The organism is Paraburkholderia sp. CI2, from assembly GCF_014201055.1.
Classification (GTDB): domain Bacteria; phylum Pseudomonadota; class Gammaproteobacteria; order Burkholderiales; family Burkholderiaceae; genus Paraburkholderia; species Paraburkholderia tuberum.
This window is the reverse complement of the sequence record NZ_JACHDL010000018.1, coordinates 13353-38433: the sequence shown is the minus strand read 5'-3', so window position 1 is coordinate 38433 and position 25081 is coordinate 13353. Positions and strand designations below refer to the sequence as shown.

The window sequence follows — 25081 nt, the reverse complement described above, 5'->3', positions numbered from 1 at the left end:
GTACGCCGCGCGGCAGGCGCGGCAGGCGCGACAAACGGAGCTGACTTCAAGCCGCCAGTTCCGCGGCATCCTCCACCATCGACGCCGTCAACAACACCGGAATCGACTTCGACGTCGGCGTACCCGCGCCATCTGCGACCGAGGAGAGCGGCACCAGCGGATTCGTCTCCGGATAATAAGCGCCGAGGCAGCCGCGCGGAATGTCGTACTCGACGAGCAGAAAACCGTCCACGCGTCGCTCGATGCCATCGGCCCACACGCTCGTGATATCGACGCGCTGACCAGCCGCGAACCCGAGCATCGCGAGATCGTCCTTGTTGGCGAACAGCACGCGCCGCTGTCCGTACACGCCGCGATAGCGATCGTCGAGACCGTAAATCGTCGTGTTGTACTGATCATGTGAGCGGGTGGTCATCAGCGTCATCAGGCGTTCGCCATGTTGCTTCTTCGCCTGATGAATCGGCGTGTCGAGCGCGATCGCGTGGACGATGAACTGTGCCTTGCCGCTCGGCGTTTTCCAGATGCGATCGCGCGATGCGACGCCGAGATGGAAGCCGCCCGGCTTCTTCAGACGCTCGTTGTAGTCGTCGAAACCGTCGATCACCTTCGCGATGCCCTCGCGAATCAGCGCGTAGTCGGCCGCATGGGCGAGCCAGTCCATCTTGCCGCTGCCCAAAGTCGCATGCGCCATGCGCGCGACGATCGCCACTTCGGAAAGCAGATTGTCCGACGCCGGCTTGTTCATCCCATACGAGATGTGCACCATGCTCATCGAATCCTCGACGCTGACGCCTTGTGCCACGCCGTTCTGTACATCGATCTCGGTGCGTCCGAGCGTCGGCAGGATCAGCGCGTCGCGGCCATGCACGAGGTGGCTGCGATTGAGCTTCGTCGTCACGTGCACGGTCAGATCGCATGCGCGCATCGCGTCCCACGTGCGCGGCGTGTCCGGCGTCGCGATCGAGAAATTGCCGCCCAGCCCGATGAACACCTTCACCTTGCCGTCGAGCATCGCCTGAATCGTGTTGACGACGTCGAGTCCGTGCTCGCGCGGCGGCGCGAAGTCGTAGGCTGCGCCGAGCTTGTCGAGAAACGCTTCAGCAGGCTTTTCTTCGATACCGACGGTGCGGTCGCCCTGCACGTTCGAGTGGCCGCGCACCGGGCACAGCCCCGCGCCGCGCCGGCCGATATTGCCGCGCATCATCATCAGATTCGACAGCAGCTGTACCGTCGCGACCGAGTTCTTGTGCTGCGTGAGACCCATGCCCCAGGTCGAAATCACCGCGCGGCCCTTCACGTAGATATCGGCGAGCTTCAGCACCTCATCGAGCGGCACGCCTGCCTCGGCGACGATCGTGTCCCAGCGCTCGGCGCGCAGATCGTCGGCGAAGGCAGCGAAGCCGACTGTGTGCTGGGCGATGAAGCCGAAGTCGAGCACGCGCTCGAGGCCCGACACGAGCGCTTCGTCATCCAGTTCGAGCACGCGTTTGGCGACGCCCTTGATCAGCGCGAAATCGCCGCCGACCTTCGGACGGATGAATACCGAGCTGATTTTCGTGCTGCCCATCGTCAGCATTTCGACCGGATGCTGCGGGCTCGCGAAGCGTTCGAGGCCGCGCTCCTTCAGCGGATTGATCGACACGATCGTGGCGCCGCGCTTCGCGCATTCGCGCAGCTCGCCGAGCATGCGCGGATGGTTGGTGGCCGGATTCTGGCCGAAGATCAGCAGCGTATCCGCGTGTTCGAAGTCATCGAGCGTGACCGTGCCCTTGCCGATGCCGACCGTGTGCGGCAGGCCACGGCTCGTCGCCTCGTGGCACATGTTCGAGCAATCGGGAAAATTGTTGGTGCCGTACATGCGCACGAACAGCTGGTACAGGAACGCGGCTTCGTTGCTCGCGCGGCCCGAGGTATAGAACGCGGCGCGGTCAGGATCGTCGAGACGCTTCAGATGGCTCGCGATCAGCGCGAACGCGTCGTCCCAGCCGATCGGCACATAGCGGTCGCGCGCGGCGTCGTAGACGAGCGGATCGGTCAGGCGGCCGTGCTGCTCGAGTTCGAAGTCGGATTGCGTCATCAGCTCCGTGACGCTGTGCCGCTCGAAGAACGCGGGCGTCACGCGCTTGCCGGTGGCCTCGGCGGCCACGGCCTTCACGCCGTTTTCGCAGAACTCGAATGTCGACGCGTGCTCGCGATCCGGCCACGCGCAGCCGGGGCAGTCGAAGCCGTCAGGCTGGTTCTGCTTGAGCAGCGTGCGGTAGTTGCGGCCCGCGACCTTTTCCTTGAGCAGATTGATGGCGACATACTTCAGCGCGCCCCAGCCAGCGGCGGGGTGCTTGTACGGCTCGATGCGGGCTTCGGCTTGTGTTTCGTTCTTCATGACGTGGCGGTGGACAGATTCGACAGGCTTTGCAGCCCAATGTTGGAGAGCGTACTGTGTTCCACAAACCACGTTGGATACAGAAAATCGGAAAGAATAGGAGTACAGTTGCGCGACGATGCCTGAAGCCGCCCGAATCCACCCGAATCGCATGAAGCTCTACGAAAAACTCGCCGACGAAATCACCGAAGCCGTGCGCCGCGGCGTGTTCGCGGCCGGCGAGCGGGTTGCGTCGGTGCGTCAGGCGAGCCAGCAGCACGGCGTCAGCATCAAGACGGTGCTGCACGCGTATGCGCTGCTGGAGAGCCGCGGCATCGTCGAGAGCCGGCCGCAGTCGGGCTATTTCGTGCGCGACGCGGCCGCGCGGGCGCTCGCGCCGGCGCCCGCCGCGGCCCGCGCGGGCCGCGAGTCCGCGCCGCCGCCAGTGCCCGCGACGGTCGATGTGAGCCGGCTCGTGCTGTCGACGCTACGCAGCATCCGCGCGCATGACGCCGTGCCGTTCGGCTCGCCGTATCCCGATCCGTCGCTGTTCCCGTGGCGGCGCATCAACCAGTACGCCAACGCGATCGCGCGGCGGCACGCGAGCTGGAATCTGATCGACGATCTGCCGCCGGGCAACCCCGAGCTGATCCGGCAGATCGCGCGGCGCTATGCGGAAAACGGTCTGCCGGTCGATCCGGGCGAAATCGTGATCACGCTCGGCGCGACCGAGGCGATCAACCTGAGCCTGCAGGCGGTCGCCAAGCCGGGCGACACCGTCGCGGTCGAGTCGCCGACCTACTACGCGATGCTGCACGCCATCGAGCGCCTCGGCATGCGCGCGATCGAGGTGGCGACGCATCCGGTCGACGGCATCGACATCGACGCGCTCGCGAAGGCGATCGCGCGGCAGAAGATCGCCGCGTGCATGGTGATGCCGAATTTCCAGAATCCGCTCGGCTTCTGCATGTCCGACGAGCGCAAGCGGCAACTGGTCGAACTGCTGGCCGCGCACGAGATTCCGGCGATCGAGAACGATGTCTACCAGGAGCTGTATTTCGGCGACACGCGGCCGTCGACGCTGAAGACCTTCGACACCCAGGGGCTCGTGCTGCACTGTGCGTCGTTTTCGAAAAGCCTGACGGCGTCGTACCGGATCGGCTGGGCGCTGCCGGGGCGCTATCGCGCGCAGGTCGAGAAGCTCAAGTTCCTGAATACGCTGACGACGCCGTCGGTGCCCCAGATCGCGGTCGCCGATTATTTGCGTCAGGACGGCTACGACCGCCATCTGCGGCACCTGCGCCGCGTGTACCGGCAGCAGGCGAGCATCATGAGCGCGCTGGTGCTGCGCTTTTTCCCGGTCGGCACGCGCGTGTCGACGCCGCGGGGCGGCTACGTGCTGTGGGTCGAGCTGCCCGTTGTGATCGATTCGATGCGGCTTTATCAGGCAGCGCTCGAACGCGGGATCACGGTCGGGCCGGGGATGATGTTTTCGACGCGCAACGATTTTCGGCACTTCATCCGGCTCAACTACAGCTATCCGTGGACCGCGCAGGCCGAAGCGGCGTTGAAGACGCTCGGTGAGCTGGCTACGACGATGGCGTGACAGGCGCTACGGCGATGCAAAACGACACATCACGACAGGTAGACCGACATGGATGACGACGACATCGACCCGCAACTCGCCGCGATACTCGCACAGCTATGGCGCGCGCATCGCGAGACACCCTGGCGCGCGTGGTCGCTCGCGAAGCTGTCGAAGCAGGCCGGCGTGCCGATGAGCAGCTTGCGGCGGCAATTGACGGCGCTCTCGGGAAGCGGTCTCGTCGATACGATGTGCCACGACGATGGCACCGGAGCCGCGTCGCTGAGTGAAATCGGCGCGCAGCTTTGCGCGGAGCTGTTCGGCACGAGCGAGGGCGGCGAGCCGTCGGCCGCCGACTGAGCGTCCCGGCGCAACTGCCGCCGGCGCGCAATTGATCCGGCGCACGGGTTGATTGTTGTCGTAGTCAGCGCGCTCCGCCGTCTCATGGCCCGACGCTCGCCTGCACCTGCGGTTGTGATTGCGATGGCGCCATGTCCGCCGCCTCGAGCGTGGCCACGCCGCAGAACCAGTCGGCATCGCGCGGCTGATACTTCCACCGCTTGCCGGACTGCCCGATCACGCTCGCACACTGCTCGTTCACCGCAAGGTCGGGCTGCGCGGCCGTGCATTGCAGCGTCGACGGGTCGGAGTGCGCATCCGCATCCACGGACGCCGCGTGCCGCGCGCCGCTCGGCAGGCTCGCCAGCAGTCGCTGCAATTCGTCGATACGCGTCGCGTACCACGTCCGCAGACACGCGGCGTCGCGGCAGTTCGCTTCGCGCCAGGCCCACTTGCTGTCGCTGTCGTCGATGAACGCGCGGCGCTGGGCGACTCGCCGCCGTGCCTTCCAGTAGAGTTGGCCCAACGTGTCGTCGAGCGTCGACAGGGCGGCGTCGCCGCAAATCATGCGCTCGGCCGGCGAGCGGCCGCGCTGGCAATCGAAGCTCGCAGCGTTGGCGTGCGGATGCGCGAGCAGCAGTCCGGCGATCAGGAGGGGGCGCAAGAGGGTCATCAGGGTCCGGGCGGTGCATCGGTTGATCATGCCGCCGATGATCGACCGGTCGCGCGCCTCGCGGACGTCCGAACAACGCGGGAATTCGGGCGGGTCGTTACCAGATGTTGCCGCGCGGGCTGCTGGCCCAGGTCGGCGCTCGCGCACCTTCGCGTGTCATGAAGTAGGCGCAACGTCTATATGTTGGCAGCGCGCAGTCACAGGCCTATACGAACAGTGGGTCCAACGTGCGCGCGGGCCCTGCTGCCGACTACCCGATCGTCGCGCAACTGCCGGCCCAGCGTCGAGCCGCTGCGGCGCCTGCGGGCCACGAACAGACGGCGCCAGCACTGCCGTCGCCCGTCGTACCGGCATCAACCGATGCTGGCACGCCACACCGGAGCCGTCCGCACGCGATGCATGGCAGATTTTCACGCTGGACTTAGCGTAAACCCCGGTGTGCCGCGTACACTAACTTGCCGATGTTGGGTTTGGGGGGCGCAACTATGCTTTGCGAAGCAACATCACGTGGCACGACGACAGCTGCGTCGGAGGGCGGCCGCTATCGGCCGGAACGGGCCGAGGAGGTACTCGCGTCCGAGCGCAGCGTGTTGCGGCTGATCACCCGCAACACGCCGCTGCCTGAACTGCTCGACGAAGTCTGCCGTCGCGCCGAGGCGCTGCTCGGCGACGGCGCGTGCTGCTCGATCCTGCTGCTCGACCCGGACGGCGTGCATGTGCGCGTCGGCGGCGCGCCGTCGCTGCCGCCCGCGTACAGCGCCGCGATCGAGGGCGCGGCGATCGGTCCGCGCGTCGGCTCGTGCGGCACGGCGATGTTCGAGCGGCGTCTGGTGATCGTCGACGACATCGAATCCGATCCGCTGTGGGAAAACTTCCGCGATTTCGCGTTGCCGCACGGCTTGCGCGCATGCTGGTCCGTGCCCTTCGAAAACGACGCGGGCATCGTGCTCGGCGCGTTCGCCGTCTACTACCGCGCCACCCGCTGTCCGACCCCCGAGGAAGAGGCGATGCTGCGCGACATCGGCAGCAGCGTCGGCCTCGCAGTCCATCAGGACGCGATGGCGCAGCGCCTCGCGCATAGCGAGGAGCGTCACCGGCTGGTCGTCGATCATCTCAGCGAGGGCATCGTCGTGCAGTCGCGCACCGGCATCGTGCTCGCCTGCAATCCGAGTGCGCAGCGCATGCTGCACGTGACACCGGAGGTCGTCGGCAGCAGCATGCGGACCGTGATGACACGCGCGTTCGGCGAGGACGGCTCGGTCATCGGCGAAGTCAACCGTCCGGTCTCGCAGGTCTTTGCGACCGGCAAACCGATGCTCGGCGTGACGGTCGGCCTCGAACTGATCGGCGGCGAAGTCGTGTGGATCACGCAGAACGTCGTGCCGATCCTGCGGCCCGGCGACAGCGAGCCGGACTCCGTGCTGATTTCGTTTTCCGACATCGGGCCGGTGCGCGAGGCGCAGCGCCAGCTGAAGTACCTCGCCACGCGCGATTCGCTGACCGGCCTCTACAACCGCGCCTACCTGACCGAGCGGATGCGCGACCTGTTCGCGCCGCGCGCCGCCGGCGACCATGATGGCGAGCTCACCAGCGTCGCCGTGCTGTTCGTCGATCTCGACGGCTTCAAGAAGGTCAACGACACCGCCGGTCACGAAGCCGGCGACGCCTTGCTGTGCAGCGTCGCCGAACGGCTGTCGGCCTGCGTCGGGTGCGCCGACACGCTGGCGCGCGTCGGCGGCGACGAGTTCGTGATCGTCGCCAGTGCGTACGGCAATACCGGCGGGCTGATCGGCCTCGCGCGCCGCATTCTGGACATGATCGCGGTGCCGTTCGCGGTGGCGGGCAACGAGTACTACCTGGGCGCGTCGATCGGCATCAGCCTGTTTCCCGAAGACGGCCAGGACGTCGCGACGCTGATGCGCAACGCCGATTCGGCGATGTATCACGCGAAGCAGCGCGGCCGCAACAACTTCCAGTTCTTCACCGCCGAGCTGAACCAGCATCTGCAGCGGCGTTTCACGATCGAACAGTCGCTGCGGCGCGCGCTCGCGGCCAACGAGCTGAGCCTCGTGTACCAGCCGATCGTCGATAGCCAGAGCGGCCGCACGATCGGTGCGGAAGCGCTGCTGCGCTGGTACAACAGCGAGCTTGGCAACGTGTCGCCGGGCGAATTCATTCCGGTCGCCGAGGATGCCGGGCTGATCGTCGAGATCGGCGACTGGGTGCTCGAGCACGCCTGCCAGCAGGTCGCGCAGTGGCGGCGCTCGCTCGCGCCGCATCTGATCGTCGCGGTCAATCTGTCGCCGCGGCAGTTCAACGACGGGCTGCTCGAGCGCATCGAACGTTGTCTTGCGCAGTCCGGGCTCGAACCGGCCGCGCTCGAACTCGAGATCACCGAGCGGTTGCTGATGAGCGACAGCGATACCGTGCTGCCGATGCTGAGCGCGCTGAACGCAATGGGCGTGCGCGTCTCGGTCGACGATTTCGGCACCGGTTATTCGTCGCTGTCGTACCTGAAGCGCTTTCCGCTGCATAACCTGAAGATCGACCGGTCGTTCGTCGCGGGGCTGCCCGATCATCGCGATTCGGTCGCGATCACCCAGGCGGTCGTCGCGATGGCGCACTCGCTCGGCATGAACGTCACCGCCGAGGGCGTCGAGACCGCCGAGCAGGCGGCGTTCCTGCGCGCGATCGATTGCGACAAGCAGCAGGGCTATCTGTACAGCCGGCCGGTCGGCGCGAGCGCGTATGCGCGCACGCTGTACGACGCGAAGCTGATCGGCATGGCGAAGGCGTCCTGACGCGATTGTTCAGATTGCCGAACAAGTGACTTCGCGTTGCCGCTATTTATCGGCGGCGACGCACTCCCTAAAATTCCCCCATCGAAACATTATTGGTGCGCGGTGCCGAAGCGGCGCCCCGCGTTTGGGGGTTGTCATGTCAGAGTTGATCAGAAACCAGCTTTACCGGCCAGCGGTCGTACTGCCGATGGTCGCGCTGATGCAGGTGATGGTGTCGCAGGACTTCAATCTCGGCCAGGTCGGCTGGGTGTTCGCGGCGCGCGGCGCGCAGGCCGCACTGCAACGTTCGCGCGAGTTGATTTGCGCGGTTCATTGCCACGCCTGAGATTTCCCGCGCAGCATACGCAGTAATCCCAACTGATTGGCGCCGCCTCGCGCGCGGCGCGTGGGAAGACGGGCCGTCGCCAAAGCGCCCGCACAATCAGACATGACATGGCAGCGCGTGGCACTAAGCGTAAGATGCTACGACCTGCACCCAGCCGGGGAGAGTTGCCATGCCACAGCACTTCGACGCAGTCGTGATCGGTACCGGACAAGGCGGTTCGCCGCTCGCCGTGCGCCTCGCTCAAAGCGGGCGCCGCACCGCGGTGATCGAACGCGCGGAGTTTGGCGGCACTTGCGTGAACGTCGGCTGCACGCCGACCAAATCCTATGTGGCGAGCGCCCGCGCGGCGCACGTGGCGCGCCATGCGGCGGAGCTCGGCGTGCAGGTGGGTTCAGTCGGCGTCGATCTGGCGGCCGTGAAGGCGCGCAAGGACCGGATTATCGGAGAGTCGCGCAGCGGCGTCGAAAAATGGCTGCGCGGCACGGAAAACATCACGGTGTTCAACGGCCACGCGCGCTACACCGGCGCACGCACGCTCGCTATCTGCGGGCGCGACGGCGAATTGCTGGACGAGCTCAGCGCGTTCGAAATCTTCATCAACACCGGCACGCGCGCCGTCGTGCCGCCGCTCGAAGGCATCCAGCGGATTCCGTACTACACGAACTCGACGCTGCTCGAACTGACCGCGTTGCCGGATCATCTGGTGATCGTCGGCGGCAGCTATATCGCGCTCGAATTCGCGCAGGTGTTTCGCCGCTTCGGGAGCCGCGTCAGCGTGCTCGTGCGCGGCGAGCGCGTGTTGAACCGCGAGGATGCCGATTTCGCGGAGTCGGTGCAGAAGGTGCTCGCGCGCGAGGGCGTCGAGTTTCATTTCGGCGTGCAACCGACGCGCGTCGAGCCGCATGCGCATCGCGCGAACGACGTGTGCATCGGCTTCGAGCAAAACATCCCGGCCATGGAGGCGTCGCATCTGCTGTTGGCCACCGGCCGCAGGCCGAATACCGACGACCTCGGCCTCGACGTCGCCGGCATCGAGACCGACCGGCACGGCACGATCATCGTCGACGGCCAGCTGCGCACCAGCGTGCCGGGCGTGTGGGCGATCGGCGACGTGAACGGCCGCGGCGCGTTCACGCATACGTCCTACGACGACTACCAGATCGTCGCGGCGAACCTGCTCGACGGCGGCGCGCGCAGCGTCGACACGCGGATCATGACGTATGCGGTGTTCGTCGATCCGCCGCTCGCGCGCGTCGGCTTGTCCGAGCAGGAGGTGCGCAACAGCGGCCGCGAAGCGCTGATCGCGACGATGCCGATGTCGCGCGTGGGCCGTGCGCGCGAGCGTGGCGAGACCGACGGCTTCATGAAGGCGCTCGTCGATGCGAACAGCAAACAGTTACTCGGCGCGGCAATTCACGGCATCGAGGGCGACGAGGCGATCCATACGTTCGTCGACATCATGACCGCGGGCGCGCCGTATCCGACTTTGCAATACGCGATGCACGTGCATCCGACCATCAGCGAACTGGTGCCGACGCTGCTCGATGGGCTCAAGCCGATGCAATGAACTGCCTTGACGCTGGCGCGACACGCTGATGACAAGCTCGCTCAAACCCGCACGTAACAGCGGCAATCTGTTCGACCTCGTCGCGCAGTTGGGGACGACGCCCGAGGAGCAGGTCGACGCGCTCGTCGAGCGGGGCGGCGTGACGATCGAGCGGATCGTCTCGACCGGGCAGGCGAGTCCGCCCGGTTTCTGGTACGACAGCCCGCGCGCCGAATGGGTCGTGCTGCTCACCGGCGCGGCGATGCTCGAATTCGACAACGACCCCCAGCCGCATCCGATGAAGCCCGGCGATCACGTGCTGATCGAGGCGCATTCCCGCCACCGCGTCGCATGGACGAGCGACACCGAGCCGAGCGTGTGGCTCGCCGTCCATTACCCGTGAGCCGCGGCGGATCGAGCCATCCGCGCGGCCGGCTCTCGCGCATCGACAAATCCTCACACCATCACCGATAATCGGCAGCGGCGCGGCCCGCGCGCAAGGCGAAGGCGGGCTGTGCGCCCCACCGCATTGATCTTCGGGACTCGCATGGGCAAGGGACGCGTCGAAGCCTTCAGCGATGGCGTAATCGCCATCATCATCACGATCATGGTGCTCGAGCTGAAGGTGCCCGAAGGCCACGATCTCGCGGCGCTGCGCCCGGTCGTACCGGTGTTCTGCGCATACGTGCTGAGCTTCGTGTACGTCGGCATTTACTGGAACAATCACCATCACATGTTCCATGCGGTGCAGAAGGTCAACGGCAAGGTCTTGTGGGCGAACCTGCATCTGCTGTTCTGGCTATCCCTCTTGCCGGCCGTGACGCACTGGGTCGGCGAAAACCATCTGGCCGCGTGGCCGGCCGCGATGTACGGCATCGTGCTGTTCATGGCGGCGATCGCGTATTTCATCCTGACGCGCACGCTGATTTCGCAGCATGGACACGACTCGACGCTGGCCAAAGCGCTCGGCAACGACTTCAAGGGCAAGGTCTCCGTCGTCATTTACCTGACCGGCATCGGGCTCGCGTTCGTCGTGCCGTGGGCGTCGGCCGTGCTGTACGCGCTTGCCGCCGCGTGGTGGTTCGTACCGGACCGTCGCATCGAACACGTGCTGGAGGCCTGAGCATGCTGCTCGCGCTGAAGCTCGTGCTGGTGCCGGCCTTTCTCGCCGCGCTGACGGCGGCCGCGCGCGTCTGGGGGCCGTCGGTCGCGGGATGGCTCGCGGGACTGCCGGTCGTCGCCGGACCGATCATGCTGCTGCTTGCAGTCGAGCGCGGGCCGGCGTTCGCGGCGCAGGCGTCGGCGGCGTCGGTTGCGGCGATCGCCGCATCCGAGGCATTCAATCTTGCTTATGGATGGAGCTGCCGACGCTTCGACTGGCCGCTCGCACTGGTCGCGGGCATGGCCGGCTGGCTCGGCGCGGGACTGCTGATCGTGCGGATGCCCGGCTCGCTTGGGTGGGCGCTGGCGGCGGCGTGCGCGGCCGTCGCGGTGTCGCAGAGCTGCTTGCCGCGCGCGACGGGCCATGTGCCGGCGGCGCGCGTCGGGCGTGCGGATCTGGCCGTGCGGATGCTCGCGGGCGCATTGCTGACGCTCGCGGTGACGGCTGCTTCGGCATCGATGGGCGCCGCGTGGAGTGGCGTGGTGTCGGTGTTTCCGCTGCTCGGCATCGTGCTCGCGGTGTCGGCGCAGCGTGCGCATGGCGCGGACTTCGTGGCGCTCTTGATGCGCGGCATGGTGGTCGGGCGCGGCTCGTTCGCGGCGTTCTTCGCGGTGACGGCGATGCTGCTGCCGCAGTACGGTGTGGCGACGGGGTTTGCGTGCGCGGCGGTGGTGTCGGTCGTCGTGCAGGGGTTGACGCGGCGCCTGCTGGCTGGGCAGCGCCGTGCCCAGGCGGCGGCGCGAGAGTTGGCGCAGCCGCAGACGGAGTGAGACTGCGCATGGCTTCACGTCGCTCACCTTCGACCGCTACCCGCATCGGGCTCATTTCGGATACGCACAACCTCGTGCGTCCCGAAGCGTTGCGCTATCTCGACGGCTGCGACGCGATCATTCACGCGGGCGATATCTGCAACCCGGACGTGCTCGACGCGCTCGCGCGGATCGCGCCGCTGACCGCGGTGCGCGGCAACAACGATACCGGTGACTGGGCCGCGTCTCTACCGACGCATGCGCGGCTGACGATCCAGCAGGTGACGATTCTGGTCGTCCACGACATCGCCGAGCTGGGCTGCGTGCCGCAGCACGATGGCATTCGCGTCGTGGTGAGCGGCCACTCGCACAAGCCGTCGATCGCCGAGCGCGACGGCGTGCTGTACGTCAATCCGGGCAGCGCGGGGCCGCGGCGCTTCAAGCTGCCGGTGTGCGCGGGCATGCTGACCGTCGAAGGCGCGCAGGTTGGTGCGACGTTCGATTCGCTGCTGACGTAAAAAAGCGGGCCGGCGAATGTCGCCGGCCCGCTTCAGAAACTACGCCTGGCGTGATGACTGCGCAGGTCAGGCACGCGCGGTCGCAGCCGCCGCGAACCGTTCATCCATCTCCTCGGCCTCGCGCTCACCGCGCAGCACCGCGTGCGCTTCAGCGCGCGTCGCGACGCACGGACCTGAGCCGAGCAGCGGCTTGCGCGCGGTTTCGCGCAGCGCGAGTACCGACACGATGCCGATCAGCGATGCGCCCATCAGGTAGTAGGCGGGCATCATCAGATTGCCGGTCCGGTCGACGAGCCATGCGGTCACGAGCGGCGTCGTGCCGCCGAACAGCGACACCGAGATATTGAAGCCGATCGCGAGCGCGCCGTAGCGGATCCGGGTCGGGAACAGCGCCGGCAGCGCCGACGGCATCACCCCGGTGAAGCACGACAGCAGCACGCCGAGAATCATCAGACCGCCGAACACCGGCAGCACCGTGCCCATCCGGATCAGCAGCAGCGCGGGAATCGACAGCGCGAACAGACCGACGCAGCCGAGCAGCATCACGGGCTTGCGGCCGATCGCATCGGACAGACGGCCGGCGGCGAGCGTCATCGGCATCATCAGGATCATCACGAGCAGCACGAGGAACAGACCGTGCGTTTCGTTGAAGTGCAGCGTGGCGGACAGATAGCTCGGCAGATACGACAGCGCCATATAGTCGGTCACGTTGAAAATCAGCACGAGGCCGACACACAGCAGCAGCGGCTTCCACTGCTGCACGAGCAGCTGGCGCAACGACTGGCTGGGCAGCGCGCGGTCCTCGGCTTCGCGCTCTTCGGCCTGTTTCTTGAACGCGGGCGTTTCCTCGAGCTTCATGCGGATGTACAAACCCACCAGGCCGAGCGGTCCGGCGATCAGGAATGGTACGCGCCAGCCCCAGGACAGCAGCGCGTCGTTCGACAGCGTCGCCGTCAGCAGCGCGACCGTGCCCGCGCCGAGCACGTAGCCGATCAGCGTGCCGAACTCGAGAAAGCTGCCCATGAAGCCGCGACGCTTGTCGGTCGAGAATTCGGCGATGAAGGTCGCGGCGCCGCCGTATTCGCCGCCGGTCGAGAAGCCCTGCACGAGGCGCGCAAGCAGCAACAGCGCCGGCGCGAGAATGCCGATCGTCGCGTAGTTGGGGATCAGGCCGATCGCGAAGGTGCCCGCGGCCATCATGATCATCGTCATTGCCAGCACGCGCTGACGGCCGATGCGGTCACCGAGCGGCCCGAATACCATGCCGCCGATCGGCCGCACGAGAAACGCCGCGGCAAACGTGCCGAAGGTCGCAATGAGTTGCGCCGATGGGCTCGACGAGGGGAAGAACACCTTGCCGAGCGTGACCGCGATGTAGCTGTATACGCCGAAATCGAACCATTCCATCGCGTTGCCGAGCGCCATGGCGCCGACGGCCCGTTTCAGGAGGGAGTGATCGACGACAGTGATGTCGTCGAGGGAAAGACGCTGTTCCGGTTTGTGATGTCGCCAGAAGCCGTTGCTGGAAGCGGTCAAGGTTGAAACTCCAATGACTGCGACGAAACTCGTGATGCGTTCCGCCACGGTTGCCGGAAAGTGTAATTTCGTGAGCAAGGCGAGGCTATTCGCGGCACCGGTTATCCGGCGGCGCAACGGATGGCGAAAAGAAGCAAACGCCCGTGCCTCGCGGTAAGTTCGCGAAAAAACACTCGACTAGATCGTGCTGACTGTTGCACCTGCGTGGCCGTGGAAGGGGGGCAGATGCATGAGGGACGCGGGGCTGGCGGGAAACTGACCCATGCGCCACTGAAGGCTTGAAACGAAAAAGGCCGGTCTTGAATTTTCCGCTTTAGGCGGGGAAACGACCGACGAGCCTTCTTGTTTAAAAACAGTTCAATTCAGGATGGCGCGTGCGCGGACAAACACACGATGAACCAACTTGAAAGAACACGAATGAAGGTGAATTGCGGCTGAAACGAGGGCACATGTTAGCACGATGCCAGAGGATCATGCAAATCGGTGGTGCGAGGTAGGGCCGCCAATGTGACTCGAGCCGTTGCGGGACGGGAGATCTGGCGGGGTCGGAACGGCCCTGAAAAACGGACCGCTTAGAACATTGGCGAGCGCTTTTTTGAGGCGAAGACGATGCGAGCGGCGGGCGCGATGCGCGGCCGATGTTGGTGCGAAAAAAATCCGCGCTCGCGGCGCGGATTGTGGGCGTGCGTTCATCCGGTTCGGGCGACACGTTGTGTCGTCCCGGACGAGGCAAGCTCAGGCCGACGGCGGCACGTAGCCCGACGCGGTATCCGCGCCTTCGCCGAAGAAGAACTTTTCGGTCTGCTTCATCAGATACTGCCGCGCGCGCGGATCGGCCATGTTCAGGCGGTTTTCGTTGATCAACATGGTCTGCTGCTTCAACCAGCTCTGCCAGGCTTCCTTCGAGATACTTTCGTAGATCCGCTTGCCGAGTTCGCCCGGCAGCGGCGGGAAATCGAGGCCTTCGGCTTCCTTGCCGAGCTTCGCGCATTGAACCATACGAGTCATGCTGTGCTTCTCCTGTAATCGATGTGGGGCGGGCAGACGCCGGTTCGGATCAGATGGGGGCGATCACGAAGTACTCAAAGCTGTTTCATCAGCACGAGCGATTTGCGCTGCCAGTTATAGAGTCGGCGGCGGTCTTCGGGCAAGTCGTCGACCGTAACCTTGACGAAGCCGCGCTTCAGGAACCAGTGTTCGGTGCGCGTGGTGAGCACGAAAATGCGCGTGAGGCCGCGTGCCCGCGCGCGCTGTTCGATGCGCTTGAGCAGGCGCTCGCCGTCGCCGGTGCCTTGAGCTTCGGGCGCGACGGTCAGGCACGCCATTTCGCCGATGCGCTCCTGCGGATACGGATACAGCGCCGCGCAGCCGAACAGCACGCCGTCGTGCTCGATCACCGAGAAATGGTCGATATCGCGTTCGATCTGGTGACGGCCGCGCCGTACCAGCGTGCCGTCTGTTTCGAGCGGCTCGATCAGCGCGAGAATGCCGCCGACGTCGTCCGGCGTTGCTTCGCGCAGGCTTTCGAGGTTCTCGTACGAAATCATCGTGCCGACGCCATCGTGCAGGAACAGTTCGAGCAGCAGGCTGCCGTCGAGCGCGTACGGGATGATGTGCGCCCGCGGCACGCCGCCTCGGCAGGCGCGGATCGAATGCTTCAGGTAGAACGCGGCGTCGCCGGTCACTTCGCCGCTTTCGTGCAGCTTGTAGGCGTCGTCGAGCGACAGTTCGCGGATCAGCTCGGTGCCGCTTTCGCCGGTTTCCATCAGGCCTGGCGTTTCGGTCAGGAACACGATCTTGTCGGCGCGCAGCGCGATCGCCGCGGCCGAGGCCACGTCTTCCATCGACAGATTGAATGCCTCACCGGTGGGCGAGAAGCCGAGCGGCGACAGCAGCACGAGCTTGCGGCTCGCAAGCGAGTGTCGGATCGAATCCGCGTCGATCTTGCGCACGAGGCCCGTGTGCTGGAAGTCGACGCCGTCCAGAATGCCGACGGGGCGCGCCGTCACGAAGTTGCCCGATACGACGCTGATGTGCGCGTGCGCCATTGGCGTGTTCGGCAGACCCTGGCTGATCGCGGCTTCGATGTCGAGACGCACTTCGCCGGCCGCCTCCTTCGCGGACTCGAGCGCGCGCGCGTCGGTGATGCGCATGCCGTGTGAAAACTCCGATTCGACGCCGTGCAGGCTCATCTGCTCCTCGACCTGCGGGCGCGAGCCATGCACGAGCACGATCTGGATGCCCATTGCCTGCAGCAGCGCGATGTCGGACACGAGCGCATTCAGCAGCCCCTGATGCACCACTTCGCCGCCGAAACCCACGACGAATGTCTTGTTTCGGAACGCGTGGATATACGGGGCGACGGAACGCATCCAGTCGACGAATTGCGCGTGCTGGGCGAGGGTTTCCGGCGAGTCGGCGGGGGCCGGGACGCTCGCGGGCGCGGGGACGAGGTCGGTTTGGGAATTCATGCCGGGGATTATAATGCGCCCCCATGTCGAATGTACCCAAAAGTCCCGCTGGGGCGAACGAGAAACCGGCGTCGGCCGGCGAGCCGGCCAACCCCGGCGACACGATGCGCCGCCCAGCGCAGGATGCGAAACCCGATCAGGCGCGTGACGCGCGTCGGGGGGCGGGCGCGTCTGCGCGAAAGGTGCCGCCTGAAGAGGGCGGTGCAGGTCGAAAAGGTCGCGAAGAGCACGCTGGCGCGCGTGACGAACGGCGCGGTGAATCCCGCGATGAATCGGATGACGCGTCTGGTGCGAAGCGGGGCGGTGGGGCTCGTGGCGAGCAACGTGGCGCTTCGTTGAGCGAGCAGCTTGGCCAATTCCGTACTGCGCTTCATAACGCGGCCCGTGAGCAGCAGAGCGATGGGCCGCAAAGCGGGCAGAGGGGCGGGCCGCAAGGCGAGCGCCGCAATACGCCTTCGGCCGCGCCTCGCGGTGAGCATGGCCAGCAGGCTCGCGACGAGGGAGGTGATGCGCGGCAAAGCGAGCAGCGCAATGAAATCCGCGACGCGCACTCGGACACGCCTCGTGTTGAACAGCGTCGTGCGTCTCGCAACGAACAGGGAGATCGCGGGCCACGTAGCGAGCAACGCGGATCGACCCGCGGCGAGCAACGTCACGGATCGCGCGACAAACAATCGGGCGAGCCGCGCAAGGAACAACCTCGCGCGCCACGCGAAGCGCGGCTGTTGCGGGTCGTCGAGCCGAATCCGATTCCACCGGTCACGTTCCCCGAAGCGCTTCCTGTCTCCGGTCGTCGCGACGAGATCGCGCGGGCGATCGCGCAGAATCAGGTCGTGATCGTGTCGGGCGAAACCGGCTCGGGCAAGACCACGCAGTTGCCGAAAATCTGCCTCGCGCTTGGCCGTGGTCTCGGTGCCGGCGGCAATGGTCTGATCGGCCATACGCAGCCGCGCCGGATCGCCGCGTCGGCGACCGGGCGCCGTATCGCCGAGGAACTCGGCACGCCGTTCGGCGAAGTGGTCGGCTATAAGGTGCGCTTCAACGACAACCTCGCGCCGGGCGCATCGGTCAAGCTGATGACCGACGGCATTCTGCTTGCGGAAACGCAGACTGATCCGCTGCTGAAAGCCTACGACACGCTGATCATCGACGAAGCACACGAGCGCAGCCTCAACATCGATTTTCTGCTCGGCTACCTGAAGGAGATTCTTCCCAAGCGTCCCGACCTGAAGCTGATCGTCACCTCGGCGACAATCGACGCCGACCGTTTTGCGCGTCATTTCGGCAGCGACGACAAACCCGCGCCGGTGATCGAAGTGAGCGGCCGGATGTATCCGGTCGAGGTACGTTACCGTCCGGTCGTCGAGGACAGCCCGGCGGTCAAGGCGGCGCAAGGGACCTCGGGTGCAACCTCGTCTGGCCGCGAGCGCCCGAAGACGCAGCGCGAGACTGATCGTGATCTGATGGAGGCGATCGTCGACGCTGTCGACGAACTGTGCCGCGAAGGCCCCGGCGACGTACTGGTATTCCTGCCCGGCGAGCGCGAGATTCGCGACGCCGCCGAGGCGCTGCGCAAACATCATCCGCCCCACACGGAGATCCTGCCGCTGTTCGCGCGGCTCTCGGCCGCCGAGCAGGAGCGCGTGTTCCGCGCGTCGAACGCGCGCCGCATCGTGCTCGCGACCAACGTCGCCGAAACTTCGCTGACGGTACCCGGCATCCGCTACGTGGTCGACACGGGCCTTGCGCGCGTGAAGCGCTACTCGTATCGCAACAAGGTCGAGCAGTTGCAGGTCGAGTCGATTTCGCAGGCCGCAGCGAACCAGCGCGCGGGGCGTTGCGGCCGGGTCGCCGATGGCATCTGCATTCGTCTGTATGAGGACAGCGACTTCCAGGGCCGCGCGCGCTTCACCGATCCGGAAATTCTGCGCTCGTCGCTTGCTTCGGTGATTCTGCGCATGAAGTCGCTGCATCTGACGGCGATCGAAACCTTCCCGTTTATTGAACCGCCGCCGGGCCGTGCGATTTCCGATGGCTACCAGTTGCTCAACGAGCTCGGCGCCGTCGACGACGACACCCACCTGACGCCGCTCGGCCGCGAACTTGCGCGACTGCCGCTCGATCCGCGCGTCGGCCGCATGATTCTCGCCGCGCGCGACCAGCAGGCGCTGAAGGAAGTGCTGATCATCGCGAGTGCGCTGTCCGTGCAGGACCCGCGCGATCGCCCGATCGAAGCGCAGGAGCAGGCGGACCAGGCGCATCGCCGGTTCGCCGACGAGCGCTCCGAATTCCTGCAGTGGCTGAAGATCTGGAACTGGTTCGACGAAGCGATCGCGCACAAGAAATCGAACCGGCAGCTGCAGGACGAGTGCCGCAAGAACTTCCTGTCGCAACTGCGGCTGCGCGAATGGCGCGACGTCCACTCGCAGCTGCTGACGGTGGTGCGCGAGCACGGCTGGCGGCTGAACGAAGCGGAGGCAACATTCGAGCAGATCCATCTGGCGCTGCTGACCGGTCTGCTCGGCAACATCGGCCTGAAAGCCGACGACGAGCCGTACTACCTCGGCGCGCGCGGCATCAAGTTCTATTTGTGGCCCGGCTCGGCGCTCGTGAAAAAGGCAGGCAAGTGGGTGATGGCCGCCGAGCTCGTCGAAACGAGCCGTCTGTACGCGCGCTGTATCGCGAAAATCGAGCCGGAGTGGGTCGAGAAGGTCGGCGCGCATCTGCTCAAGAAGTCGTTGTCCGAGCCGCATTGGGAAAAGCGCGCAGCGCAGGTGTCCGCGTTCGAGCGCGCGATGCTGTACGGCCTGCCGATCTATCACCGGCGGCGCGTCGCATTCGGCAAGCAGGACCCGGCGCGGGCGCGCGAGCTGTTCATTCGCGGTGCGCTTGTTGAAGGGGAGTTCGACACGAAGCTTGCGTTCTTCGCGCACAACCGCAAGCTGCTCGCCGACATCGAGCAGCTCGAGCACAAGTCGCGCCGCCAGGACGTGCTGGTCGACGACGAATTGATCTACGCGTTCTACGATCAGGCGCTGCCGGACGGCATCCATACCGGCGCCGCGTTCGAGCGCTGGTATCGCGACGAGGTCGAAAAGAGCGGCCAGGCGGAGGACAAGCTGCGGCTGTTGTATTTGTCCCGAGACGATCTGATGCGGCACGAGGCGGCGGGTGTCACGACGGATCTGTTCCCTAAGCGGCTGACGATGGCGGGCATCGAGATGGCGCTGACCTATCACTTCGAGCCGGGCACGCCGCGCGACGGCGTGACGCTCGCAGTGCCGCTGTACGCGCTGAACCAGGTCGACGCGCGCCGCTGTGAGTGGCTCGTGCCCGGGATGCTGAAAGAAAAGGCGCAGATGCTGCTGAAGTCGCTGCCGCAAAAGCTGCGTCGGCATTGCGTGCCGCTCCCCGAGTACGCGGCGGGCTTCGCCGAACGGCACGGCGCACAGCGCTTCGGAGGAGGAGGCTTGCTCGAGGCGCTGATCGCCGACCTGCGCGAGCAGACCCAGGTCGCGATGAAGCAGTCCGACTTCAAGCTCGAGACGCTGCCCGCACATCTGTTCATGAACTTCAAGGTCATCGACGAACATGGCCGGCAACTCGCGATGGGGCGAAATTTGTCGCAACTGCGCGCCGAGCTCGGCGCTCAGGCGCAGCAGCATTTCCAGAAGCTCGTTTCGGGCGCGGCGGGCGCCGCCTTGGCCGACGCGGGCGGCGGCGGTGTTGCGGCACCTGCACGCTCTCCAGATTTGGCTCAGAGTGGCGCGTTGCGCGGCAAGGGCGCGGCCGCGCCGCAACCCGCGACACCCGAAGGCGCACCAGCCACCGCGCTCTATGAAAACCTGACCACGTGGAATTTCGGCAAGTTGCCCGAGTTGCTCGAAATTCGCCGTGGTGGTCAGACGCTGTTTGGCTACCCGGCGCTCGTGGACCGTGGCACCCATTGCGACGTCGAGGTGTTCGATTCGCCGGAAGAAGCCGCGCGGATTCATCGGGCGGGCTTGCGTCGGCTCTTCGCGCTGCAGTTGAAGGAGCCAATCAAGTATCTGGAGAAGAATCTGCCGGGCCTGCGCGAAATGGCCATGCAGTTCATGCCGCGCGGCACGCAGGAGGAACTGCGCGATCAGCTGATCGACACCGCACTCGACCGCGCGTGTCTGCAGGATCCGCTGCCCGACGACGATGCGAGCTTCCATGTCCGCCGCGACGAAGGGCGTAGCCGCCTCACGTTGCTCGCGCAGGAAATTTCGCGGCTGGTCGGTCAGATTCTTGGCGAATACGCGAGCCTGACGAAGAAGCTCCTGCAGGCGAAGCCATTCGCGGCCGCGTACACCGATCTGCAGAATCAGCTCGATGCGCTGATCGGCAAGCGTTTTGTCGTCGATACGCCGTATGCCCAACTCGCACATTTCCCGCGTTATCTGAAGGGGATGGCGCTGCGTATCGACAAGCTGCGCGCGGACGCCATACGCGACTCGCGCCAGTTCGCCGAATTCCAGCCGCTGCTGCAGCACTATCAGCGCGCGGTGTCGCAGCGCGGCGGCGTCGTGGATCCGCGGCTTGCGGAATTCCGCTGGCTGCTCGAAGAATTGCGCATCTCGCTGTTTGCGCAGGAGTTGCGCACCCCGATGCCGGTTTCGGTGAAGCGCCTGCACAAGGTGTGGGAGTCGATGCAGCGCTAAAGCCAGGGCGCTCGCTCGCGGACGCTGGACACTGGGTGTGCACCGCGGCCGATGAGCGAGCCCTCGCACCGGTGCGCGCGGGGTACACCGAGCGTCCTCTGAGCGCCGTCGCGGCCGGACTCGGTCCGATACGTTCGCTCGAGCTGATTTCACCAATGCATCCCCGCGCCGATCGATGCGCCGAACTGTCGGCGAGAGTCGGTGCTGCCTTGGACCTTGTAGATCCATTTGCCGGTGTCCGACAACTGCGACACGCTGATTGCGAGCGCAGATTGACCGCCGTACGTGCCACCCGCCATGGCGACCATGCCGTGTCCCGGCAGGACCGCTTGCGGCAAAGCTGCCATCGCGAGCGCCGATGCCGTGCCCCCGTAGCTGTCCCGACGGGCTGAGCGGATCTGGTCGTCGGTATAGCGATTCGACGCGCTGATCGCGCCGCTTACGCTTTGCTGCAACTGATTGACGTTGACCGCGTCGGTGCCTCGCACGCCGGTCGCGACGTTGGCGATCTGGCGTTCCTGGCCCGCCGCGCCAACCGATACCGTGTTCGCTCGGTCGGCGACGGAGCCCTGGCCTAACGCCACCGCGTTGTCGGCGCTCGCGCTGGCTGCGGCACCGACCGCCGTCGCGTTGTTGCCGCTGACGATGGCGTTCGCTCCGATGCTTGCCGCGTTGGTGCCGCTTGCTTGTGCATTCGCTCCGACGGCAATCGCGTTCGTGCCGGCCGCCTCTGCGTTCGCACCCTCGGCGACCGTGTTGACGCCGCTTGCCCGCGCGTTCGCCCCGGCCGCAATCGCGTGCGCGCCGGACGCCTGCGCGCTCTCAGTCGCGCTATCGCCTGCCGCGCTGAACAACGCGTCGGCCGAGCCGATCGTCGCGTTATTGATCGCGCCTTCGAGCGCCGCGTTCAGCTGACCGAGGTTGACCGCGTCGGACGCCTGTACGCCGTCTGCGACGTTGTGGATGACGGTGCCCTCCGTGGTATCGCCGCCGAGCGTAACGCTGTTCCGGTTGATGCTGCCGTCGGCGTTCGTGTCGTACATGACCGCGCCGTCGAGCTTCGCTGCGGTCGCGCTGCTCTGGTCGCTCACCGCTTTCAGCTGGGCGACGTTGACCGCATCGGTGTCGGCGGTGCCAGCCGCGACGTTGGTGATCTGGCGCTCGTTGCCCGTTGAACCGACCGACACGGTACCCGCGCGATCGGCGATCGAGCCCTGGCCGAGCGCGACGGAGTTTGCAACTAGCGCGCTCGAGTTAGATCCGAGCGAAAGTGCGTTGTCGGCGGCTGCGCTGGCACCGGAGCCGAGCGCGAGGGCGCCGGCGCCGTTCGCCGTGGCGTTGGAGCCGAGCGCCGTCGCACCGGAGCCGTAGGCCGACGCTGACGCGCCCAGCGAGGTCGCGTCGGCCGTGCCGGCGACGGCGCCCGCGCCGATCGCGGTCGAGTCGGTTGCGCTGGCGCTGGCGCTGGTGCCGAATGCGGTTGCGTTGCTGCCCATAGCGCTGGCGTTGCTGCCCGCGGCAAGCGCGTGCGTGCCGTCTGCGAGCGCCTCGTTGGAGCCGTCGGCCGGGTCAGCAGCGCTGAAGTAATGCAGCGCGCTGCTTTGAGCGAGTGCATCGACCTTGTTGTCGACCGCGCTCAACTGGCTCACGTTGACCGCGTCGGTGGGCGCGGCGCCCGCGGCGACGTTGGTCAGGCGACGCTCGTTGTTCGCCGAGCCGAGCGAGACTTCGCCCGTCGCGCTGGAGGCCGCGATCGGGGTGGCGCCCGTTCCCACGGGCACAAACGCGCTTTGCGACAGGTCCGTCGTGGTGCTGGCGTTGGCGCCTAGCGCGACGCTATTGTCGGCGCTCGCGTTTGCGTTGCCGCCGAGCGCGATCGCGCCGGCTCCCGCGGCCGTTGCACCGAAGCCGATTGCGCTGGCGTAGGCGCCGCGTGCCTGCGCGGCAACGCCGAGGGCGATGGCGCCGACGCCGCTGACGACGGCATTACTGCCAAGCGCGACGCTCGAGTCCGCGAGCGCCGAGGCCCATGCTCCGGCGGCGAGCGAGTTGGCGCCTCCGGCCTGCGCGACATAGCCGAGCGCGGTCGATCCGACGCTGGTTGCCGTGGATAGGGAGCCGAACGCGGAGGCGGCCGAGTCCGCCGCTATTGAACCGGAGCCCGCTGCGACTGAGTCGACGCCAAGCGCCGACGCGTTCAGACCGAGCGCGGTCGCGCGTTCCGCTTGCGCATTCGCATAAGGCCCGAAGGCGCTCGCGCCTTCGCCTTGTGCGGAAGAGGAGAGGCCCATGGCGACGGCGCTATCGCCGTGCGCCGTGGCGTTCGCCCCTACCGCGATCGCGCCGTCGTTTTGCGCGTTCGCCTGCGAGCCGACCGCCAGCGATGAGTTGCCGCTTGCGGTGGCCTGTGCACCTATCGCGACCGCGATGTCGCCGGGCGCGCTGGCCGTGCCTACCTCGACGGAATCGATGCCGGCGCCTGTCGCTTCCGTGACGTAAAGGGCCGCCGCCGCTATTGCAACACCCGCGGTACTTCGAACCGCCCGGGCGATGCTTTTCTGGCGCGCGGAAGCACGGTGTGTTTGCAGGCAGGCAGTTCGCGGCGCTGCGACTTTTATTTGAGACGTGGTATGGCGAATTATCGAAATATTCTTGTTCATCAATTAAAAATCCTCCGCATTATTGTGGTTAGTGGCACACAGCGCGTATTCCGACTTTGACGTGAAGTTATTGCCTGGTGGGTTTGAAAATATTGAAAATACAAAAACGCCGGTCATTGGTAAGGCTTGCGTTATCTGGCCGAGCGCGCGTCAGCCCGGAGATGTACGCTCGGGATTCATGGGGGAGGCGCTACCGGGGCGGCGCGTATGGAGAATTCTCCGATGTCCGCGTGCAATTCAGATATCAGCCAACTCCGAAATTCAATTGGGCTAAAAAATATATTAATACGGCTAGGTTTTTATTGATAAGGAAAGAGGAGTATTCTTATTGTTCCCGCTAATCATTTGCGCGATTTTAACGTGTGGCTGATGCATGATTGACCCTGACAGGGAGAGCACATTGATTCCTCACTCGAAAACCCGCGGCGCGAGCATCAAACCGGACGTGGCAGACGAAACCTCCCGCACGCGGTCGCGCTTCATCGCACCCGTCATTTTTCGGTCGTCGCCAGTGACTTACGTCAACCGCCCGGACCGGCAAACGTTCTACAATGACCGTTGTTCTCCGAAGCGAGTTTTCATGCGTAAATTTTTTCTTCCCGGCTTGAGTGCCACGTTCGCCGCGACCGCGGTGCTGGTCGCCGCCGCAGGCTTTTTTTCTCCGGCGGCGCACGCCAATAACGTGATCGTGCTCAATTCCGGCGAGGCCACGCTGAGCCTGATCGACGAGAACAGCCGCCAGGTCATCGGCACCGTGCCCACGGGCAAAGAACCGCATCACCTGATGGCCACGCCGGACAATTCCTCGCTGATCGTCGCCAATTCGGTGTCGAACAGCCTGATGTTCGTCGATCCGAAAACGGGGCAGTTACAGCGCTGGGTCGAGAACATCGAAGATCCCTATCAGATCGGTTTTTCGCCTGATCGCAAGTGGCTCGTCACTACGGGACTGCGGCTCGATCGACTCGACATCTATCACTACGACAACCAGAAAAACCAGATGACGCTGGCTTCACGGCTGCCGCTCGCGGTGATGCCGAGCCACATGGCGTTCTCGAATGACAGCAAGACGGTGTTCGTCTCGCTGCAGATCTCGGGCGAGCTCGCCGCCATCGACCTGCCCACGCAAACCGTCAAATGGAAGATGAAGGTCGGCAAGGTGCCCGCGGGTCTGTGGATGACGCCGGGGGAAAAGTACCTGCTCGTCGGCATGACCGGCGAGGACTGCGTCGCCGTGGTGGACTGGCGCAACCAGAAGGTCGTCAAGACGATTCACACGGGCAAGGGCGCTCACAATTTCCGCTCGCTCGCCGACGGCAAGCATGTCGCGGTGTCGAACCGCGTCGCTAGCACGATCAGCATCATCGACGAAGACACGCTCACCAACGTCGGCGACATCACCGGCCTGATGCCGGGACCGGACGATATGGAACTTTCCGCCGACAAACGCTATCTGTGGGTTACCTTCCGCTTCGCGAAGCACGTTGGCATCATCGATCTCAACACGCGCAAGCTGATCCAGACCATTGCGGTGGGCCGCTCGCCGCACGGCATCTATTTCTTCGACCGCGCGCCGGTGACGGCGCCGAACGGCGCTTGAGGGGCCTGAGGGCGCCCGACAGTGCCTGAGGGCAACAGGGCAGAGCCAGGACGCCACGAGCCACCAAGGATG

17 protein-coding genes and 1 pseudogene are annotated in these 25081 nt (G+C 65.7%); 12 read left to right on the top strand and 6 right to left on the bottom strand.

Translation table 11 applies throughout. The features are described from left to right. Positions 1-46 precede the first annotated feature (46 nt). The gene (locus HDG32_RS23170) at positions 47-2380 is read right to left on the bottom strand and encodes an FdhF/YdeP family oxidoreductase (protein WP_184070974.1); all 2334 of its coding nucleotides are present in this window, start codon (positions 2378-2380) and stop codon (positions 47-49) included. 151 nt (positions 2381-2531) lie between these two features. Between HDG32_RS23170 and HDG32_RS23165 the strand changes: the two genes are divergently transcribed. Both HDG32_RS23165 and HDG32_RS23160 read left to right on the top strand, forming a co-directional pair. Next, a complete protein-coding gene (locus HDG32_RS23165; protein WP_184070972.1) occupies positions 2532-3965 on the top strand; it encodes a PLP-dependent aminotransferase family protein in 1434 nt (477 codons plus the stop codon). A gap of 48 nt (positions 3966-4013) precedes the next feature. Beyond that, the gene (locus HDG32_RS23160; RefSeq protein ID WP_184070970.1) at positions 4014-4304 is read left to right on the top strand and encodes a helix-turn-helix domain-containing protein; all 291 of its coding nucleotides are present in this window, start codon (positions 4014-4016) and stop codon (positions 4302-4304) included. 82 nt (positions 4305-4386) lie between these two features. Here the strand turns inward: HDG32_RS23160 and HDG32_RS23155 are convergent, their stop codons facing one another. Further along, positions 4387-4956, bottom strand: a complete 570-nt coding sequence (locus HDG32_RS23155) for a lysozyme inhibitor LprI family protein (protein ID WP_184070967.1) — start codon at positions 4954-4956, stop codon at positions 4387-4389. Positions 4957-5138: 182 nt separating this feature from the next. Here HDG32_RS23155 and HDG32_RS36620 point away from each other — a divergent pair. The 8 genes and pseudogenes from HDG32_RS36620 to HDG32_RS23120 all read left to right on the top strand — a co-directional run. Continuing rightward, positions 5139-5231, top strand: a pseudogene (locus tag HDG32_RS36620) (peptide-binding protein); the annotation flags it as partial. Between the two features lie 210 nt (positions 5232-5441). Further along, on the top strand, positions 5442-7757 hold the full coding sequence (locus HDG32_RS23150; protein WP_184070965.1) for a bifunctional diguanylate cyclase/phosphodiesterase: 2316 nt from the start codon (positions 5442-5444) through the stop codon (positions 7755-7757). Between the two features lie 136 nt (positions 7758-7893). Beyond that, positions 7894-8082: a hypothetical protein gene (locus tag HDG32_RS23145; RefSeq protein ID WP_062129896.1), complete on the top strand. Its 189-nt coding sequence runs from the start codon at positions 7894-7896 to the stop codon at positions 8080-8082. Between the two features lie 169 nt (positions 8083-8251). After that, positions 8252-9649, top strand: coding sequence for an FAD-containing oxidoreductase (locus HDG32_RS23140; RefSeq protein WP_184070963.1), 1398 nt, complete (start codon positions 8252-8254; stop codon positions 9647-9649). Positions 9650-9677: 28 nt separating this feature from the next. Beyond that, positions 9678-10031, top strand: a complete 354-nt coding sequence (locus HDG32_RS23135) for a cupin domain-containing protein (protein ID WP_184070961.1) — start codon at positions 9678-9680, stop codon at positions 10029-10031. Between the two features lie 144 nt (positions 10032-10175). Beyond that, positions 10176-10751 carry a TMEM175 family protein gene (locus HDG32_RS23130; protein ID WP_184070959.1) on the top strand — a complete coding sequence of 192 codons (576 nt, stop codon included), beginning with the start codon at positions 10176-10178 and terminating at the stop codon, positions 10749-10751. Positions 10752-10753: 2 nt separating this feature from the next. Next, on the top strand, positions 10754-11560 hold the full coding sequence (locus tag HDG32_RS23125; RefSeq protein ID WP_184070957.1) for a hypothetical protein: 807 nt from the start codon (positions 10754-10756) through the stop codon (positions 11558-11560). Positions 11561-11568: 8 nt separating this feature from the next. After that, on the top strand, positions 11569-12057 hold the full coding sequence (locus tag HDG32_RS23120; protein ID WP_184070954.1) for a metallophosphoesterase family protein: 489 nt from the start codon (positions 11569-11571) through the stop codon (positions 12055-12057). A 66-nt stretch (positions 12058-12123) separates the two neighbouring features. Here HDG32_RS23120 and proP read toward each other — a convergent pair whose 3' ends face one another. From proP to argA, 3 genes are all read right to left on the bottom strand, one after another. Beyond that, the gene (proP, locus tag HDG32_RS23115; protein WP_090800879.1) at positions 12124-13593 is read right to left on the bottom strand and encodes a glycine betaine/L-proline transporter ProP; all 1470 of its coding nucleotides are present in this window, start codon (positions 13591-13593) and stop codon (positions 12124-12126) included. Between the two features lie 735 nt (positions 13594-14328). After that, on the bottom strand, positions 14329-14601 hold the full coding sequence (locus tag HDG32_RS23110) for an oxidative damage protection protein (RefSeq protein WP_026225286.1): 273 nt from the start codon (positions 14599-14601) through the stop codon (positions 14329-14331). Positions 14602-14675: 74 nt separating this feature from the next. Beyond that, positions 14676-16064, bottom strand: coding sequence for an amino-acid N-acetyltransferase (gene argA, locus HDG32_RS23105; RefSeq protein ID WP_184070952.1), 1389 nt, complete (start codon positions 16062-16064; stop codon positions 14676-14678). A 23-nt stretch (positions 16065-16087) separates the two neighbouring features. On the opposite strand from argA, the gene hrpA reads away from it, so the two are divergent. Then, complete coding sequence (gene hrpA, locus HDG32_RS23095) at positions 16088-20749, top strand: ATP-dependent RNA helicase HrpA (protein ID WP_409340053.1); 4662 nt, start codon at positions 16088-16090, stop codon at positions 20747-20749. Positions 20750-20898: 149 nt separating this feature from the next. Here the strand turns inward: hrpA and HDG32_RS23090 are convergent, their stop codons facing one another. Next, positions 20899-23409 carry a YadA family autotransporter adhesin gene (locus tag HDG32_RS23090; RefSeq protein ID WP_184070946.1) on the bottom strand — a complete coding sequence of 837 codons (2511 nt, stop codon included), beginning with the start codon at positions 23407-23409 and terminating at the stop codon, positions 20899-20901. A 580-nt stretch (positions 23410-23989) separates the two neighbouring features. Here HDG32_RS23090 and HDG32_RS23085 point away from each other — a divergent pair. Continuing rightward, positions 23990-25009 (top strand): beta-propeller fold lactonase family protein, encoded by a 1020-nt coding sequence (locus HDG32_RS23085; RefSeq protein WP_184070944.1) that lies wholly within the window; start codon positions 23990-23992, stop codon positions 25007-25009. Positions 25010-25081: the final 72 nt, after the last annotated feature.

Excerpts from the sequence above, each read along its gene's own strand:
- HDG32_RS23120 (WP_184070954.1), top strand. The coding sequence starts at position 11,569 with ATGGCTTCACGTCGCTCACCTTCGACCGCTACCCGCATCGGGCTCATT.
- HDG32_RS23145 (WP_062129896.1), top strand. The coding sequence starts at position 7,894 with ATGTCAGAGTTGATCAGAAACCAGCTTTACCGGCCAGCGGTCGTACTG.
- HDG32_RS23155 (WP_184070967.1), bottom strand. The coding sequence starts at position 4,956 with ATGACCCTCTTGCGCCCCCTCCTGATCGCCGGACTGCTGCTCGCGCAT.
- HDG32_RS23110 (WP_026225286.1), bottom strand. The coding sequence starts at position 14,601 with ATGACTCGTATGGTTCAATGCGCGAAGCTCGGCAAGGAAGCCGAAGGC.
- HDG32_RS23170 (WP_184070974.1), bottom strand. The coding sequence starts at position 2,380 with ATGAAGAACGAAACACAAGCCGAAGCCCGCATCGAGCCGTACAAGCAC.
- argA (WP_184070952.1), bottom strand. The coding sequence starts at position 16,064 with ATGAATTCCCAAACCGACCTCGTCCCCGCGCCCGCGAGCGTCCCGGCC.
- HDG32_RS23085 (WP_184070944.1), top strand. The coding sequence starts at position 23,990 with ATGCGTAAATTTTTTCTTCCCGGCTTGAGTGCCACGTTCGCCGCGACC.
- HDG32_RS23165 (WP_184070972.1), top strand. The coding sequence starts at position 2,532 with ATGAAGCTCTACGAAAAACTCGCCGACGAAATCACCGAAGCCGTGCGC.
- HDG32_RS23125 (WP_184070957.1), top strand. The coding sequence starts at position 10,754 with ATGCTGCTCGCGCTGAAGCTCGTGCTGGTGCCGGCCTTTCTCGCCGCG.
- HDG32_RS23140 (WP_184070963.1), top strand. The coding sequence starts at position 8,252 with ATGCCACAGCACTTCGACGCAGTCGTGATCGGTACCGGACAAGGCGGT.
- HDG32_RS23090 (WP_184070946.1), bottom strand. The coding sequence starts at position 23,409 with ATGAACAAGAATATTTCGATAATTCGCCATACCACGTCTCAAATAAAA.
- HDG32_RS23160 (WP_184070970.1), top strand. The coding sequence starts at position 4,014 with ATGGATGACGACGACATCGACCCGCAACTCGCCGCGATACTCGCACAG.
- HDG32_RS23135 (WP_184070961.1), top strand. The coding sequence starts at position 9,678 with ATGACAAGCTCGCTCAAACCCGCACGTAACAGCGGCAATCTGTTCGAC.
- HDG32_RS23150 (WP_184070965.1), top strand. The coding sequence starts at position 5,442 with ATGCTTTGCGAAGCAACATCACGTGGCACGACGACAGCTGCGTCGGAG.
- HDG32_RS23130 (WP_184070959.1), top strand. The coding sequence starts at position 10,176 with ATGGGCAAGGGACGCGTCGAAGCCTTCAGCGATGGCGTAATCGCCATC.
- hrpA (WP_409340053.1), top strand. The coding sequence starts at position 16,088 with ATGTCGAATGTACCCAAAAGTCCCGCTGGGGCGAACGAGAAACCGGCG.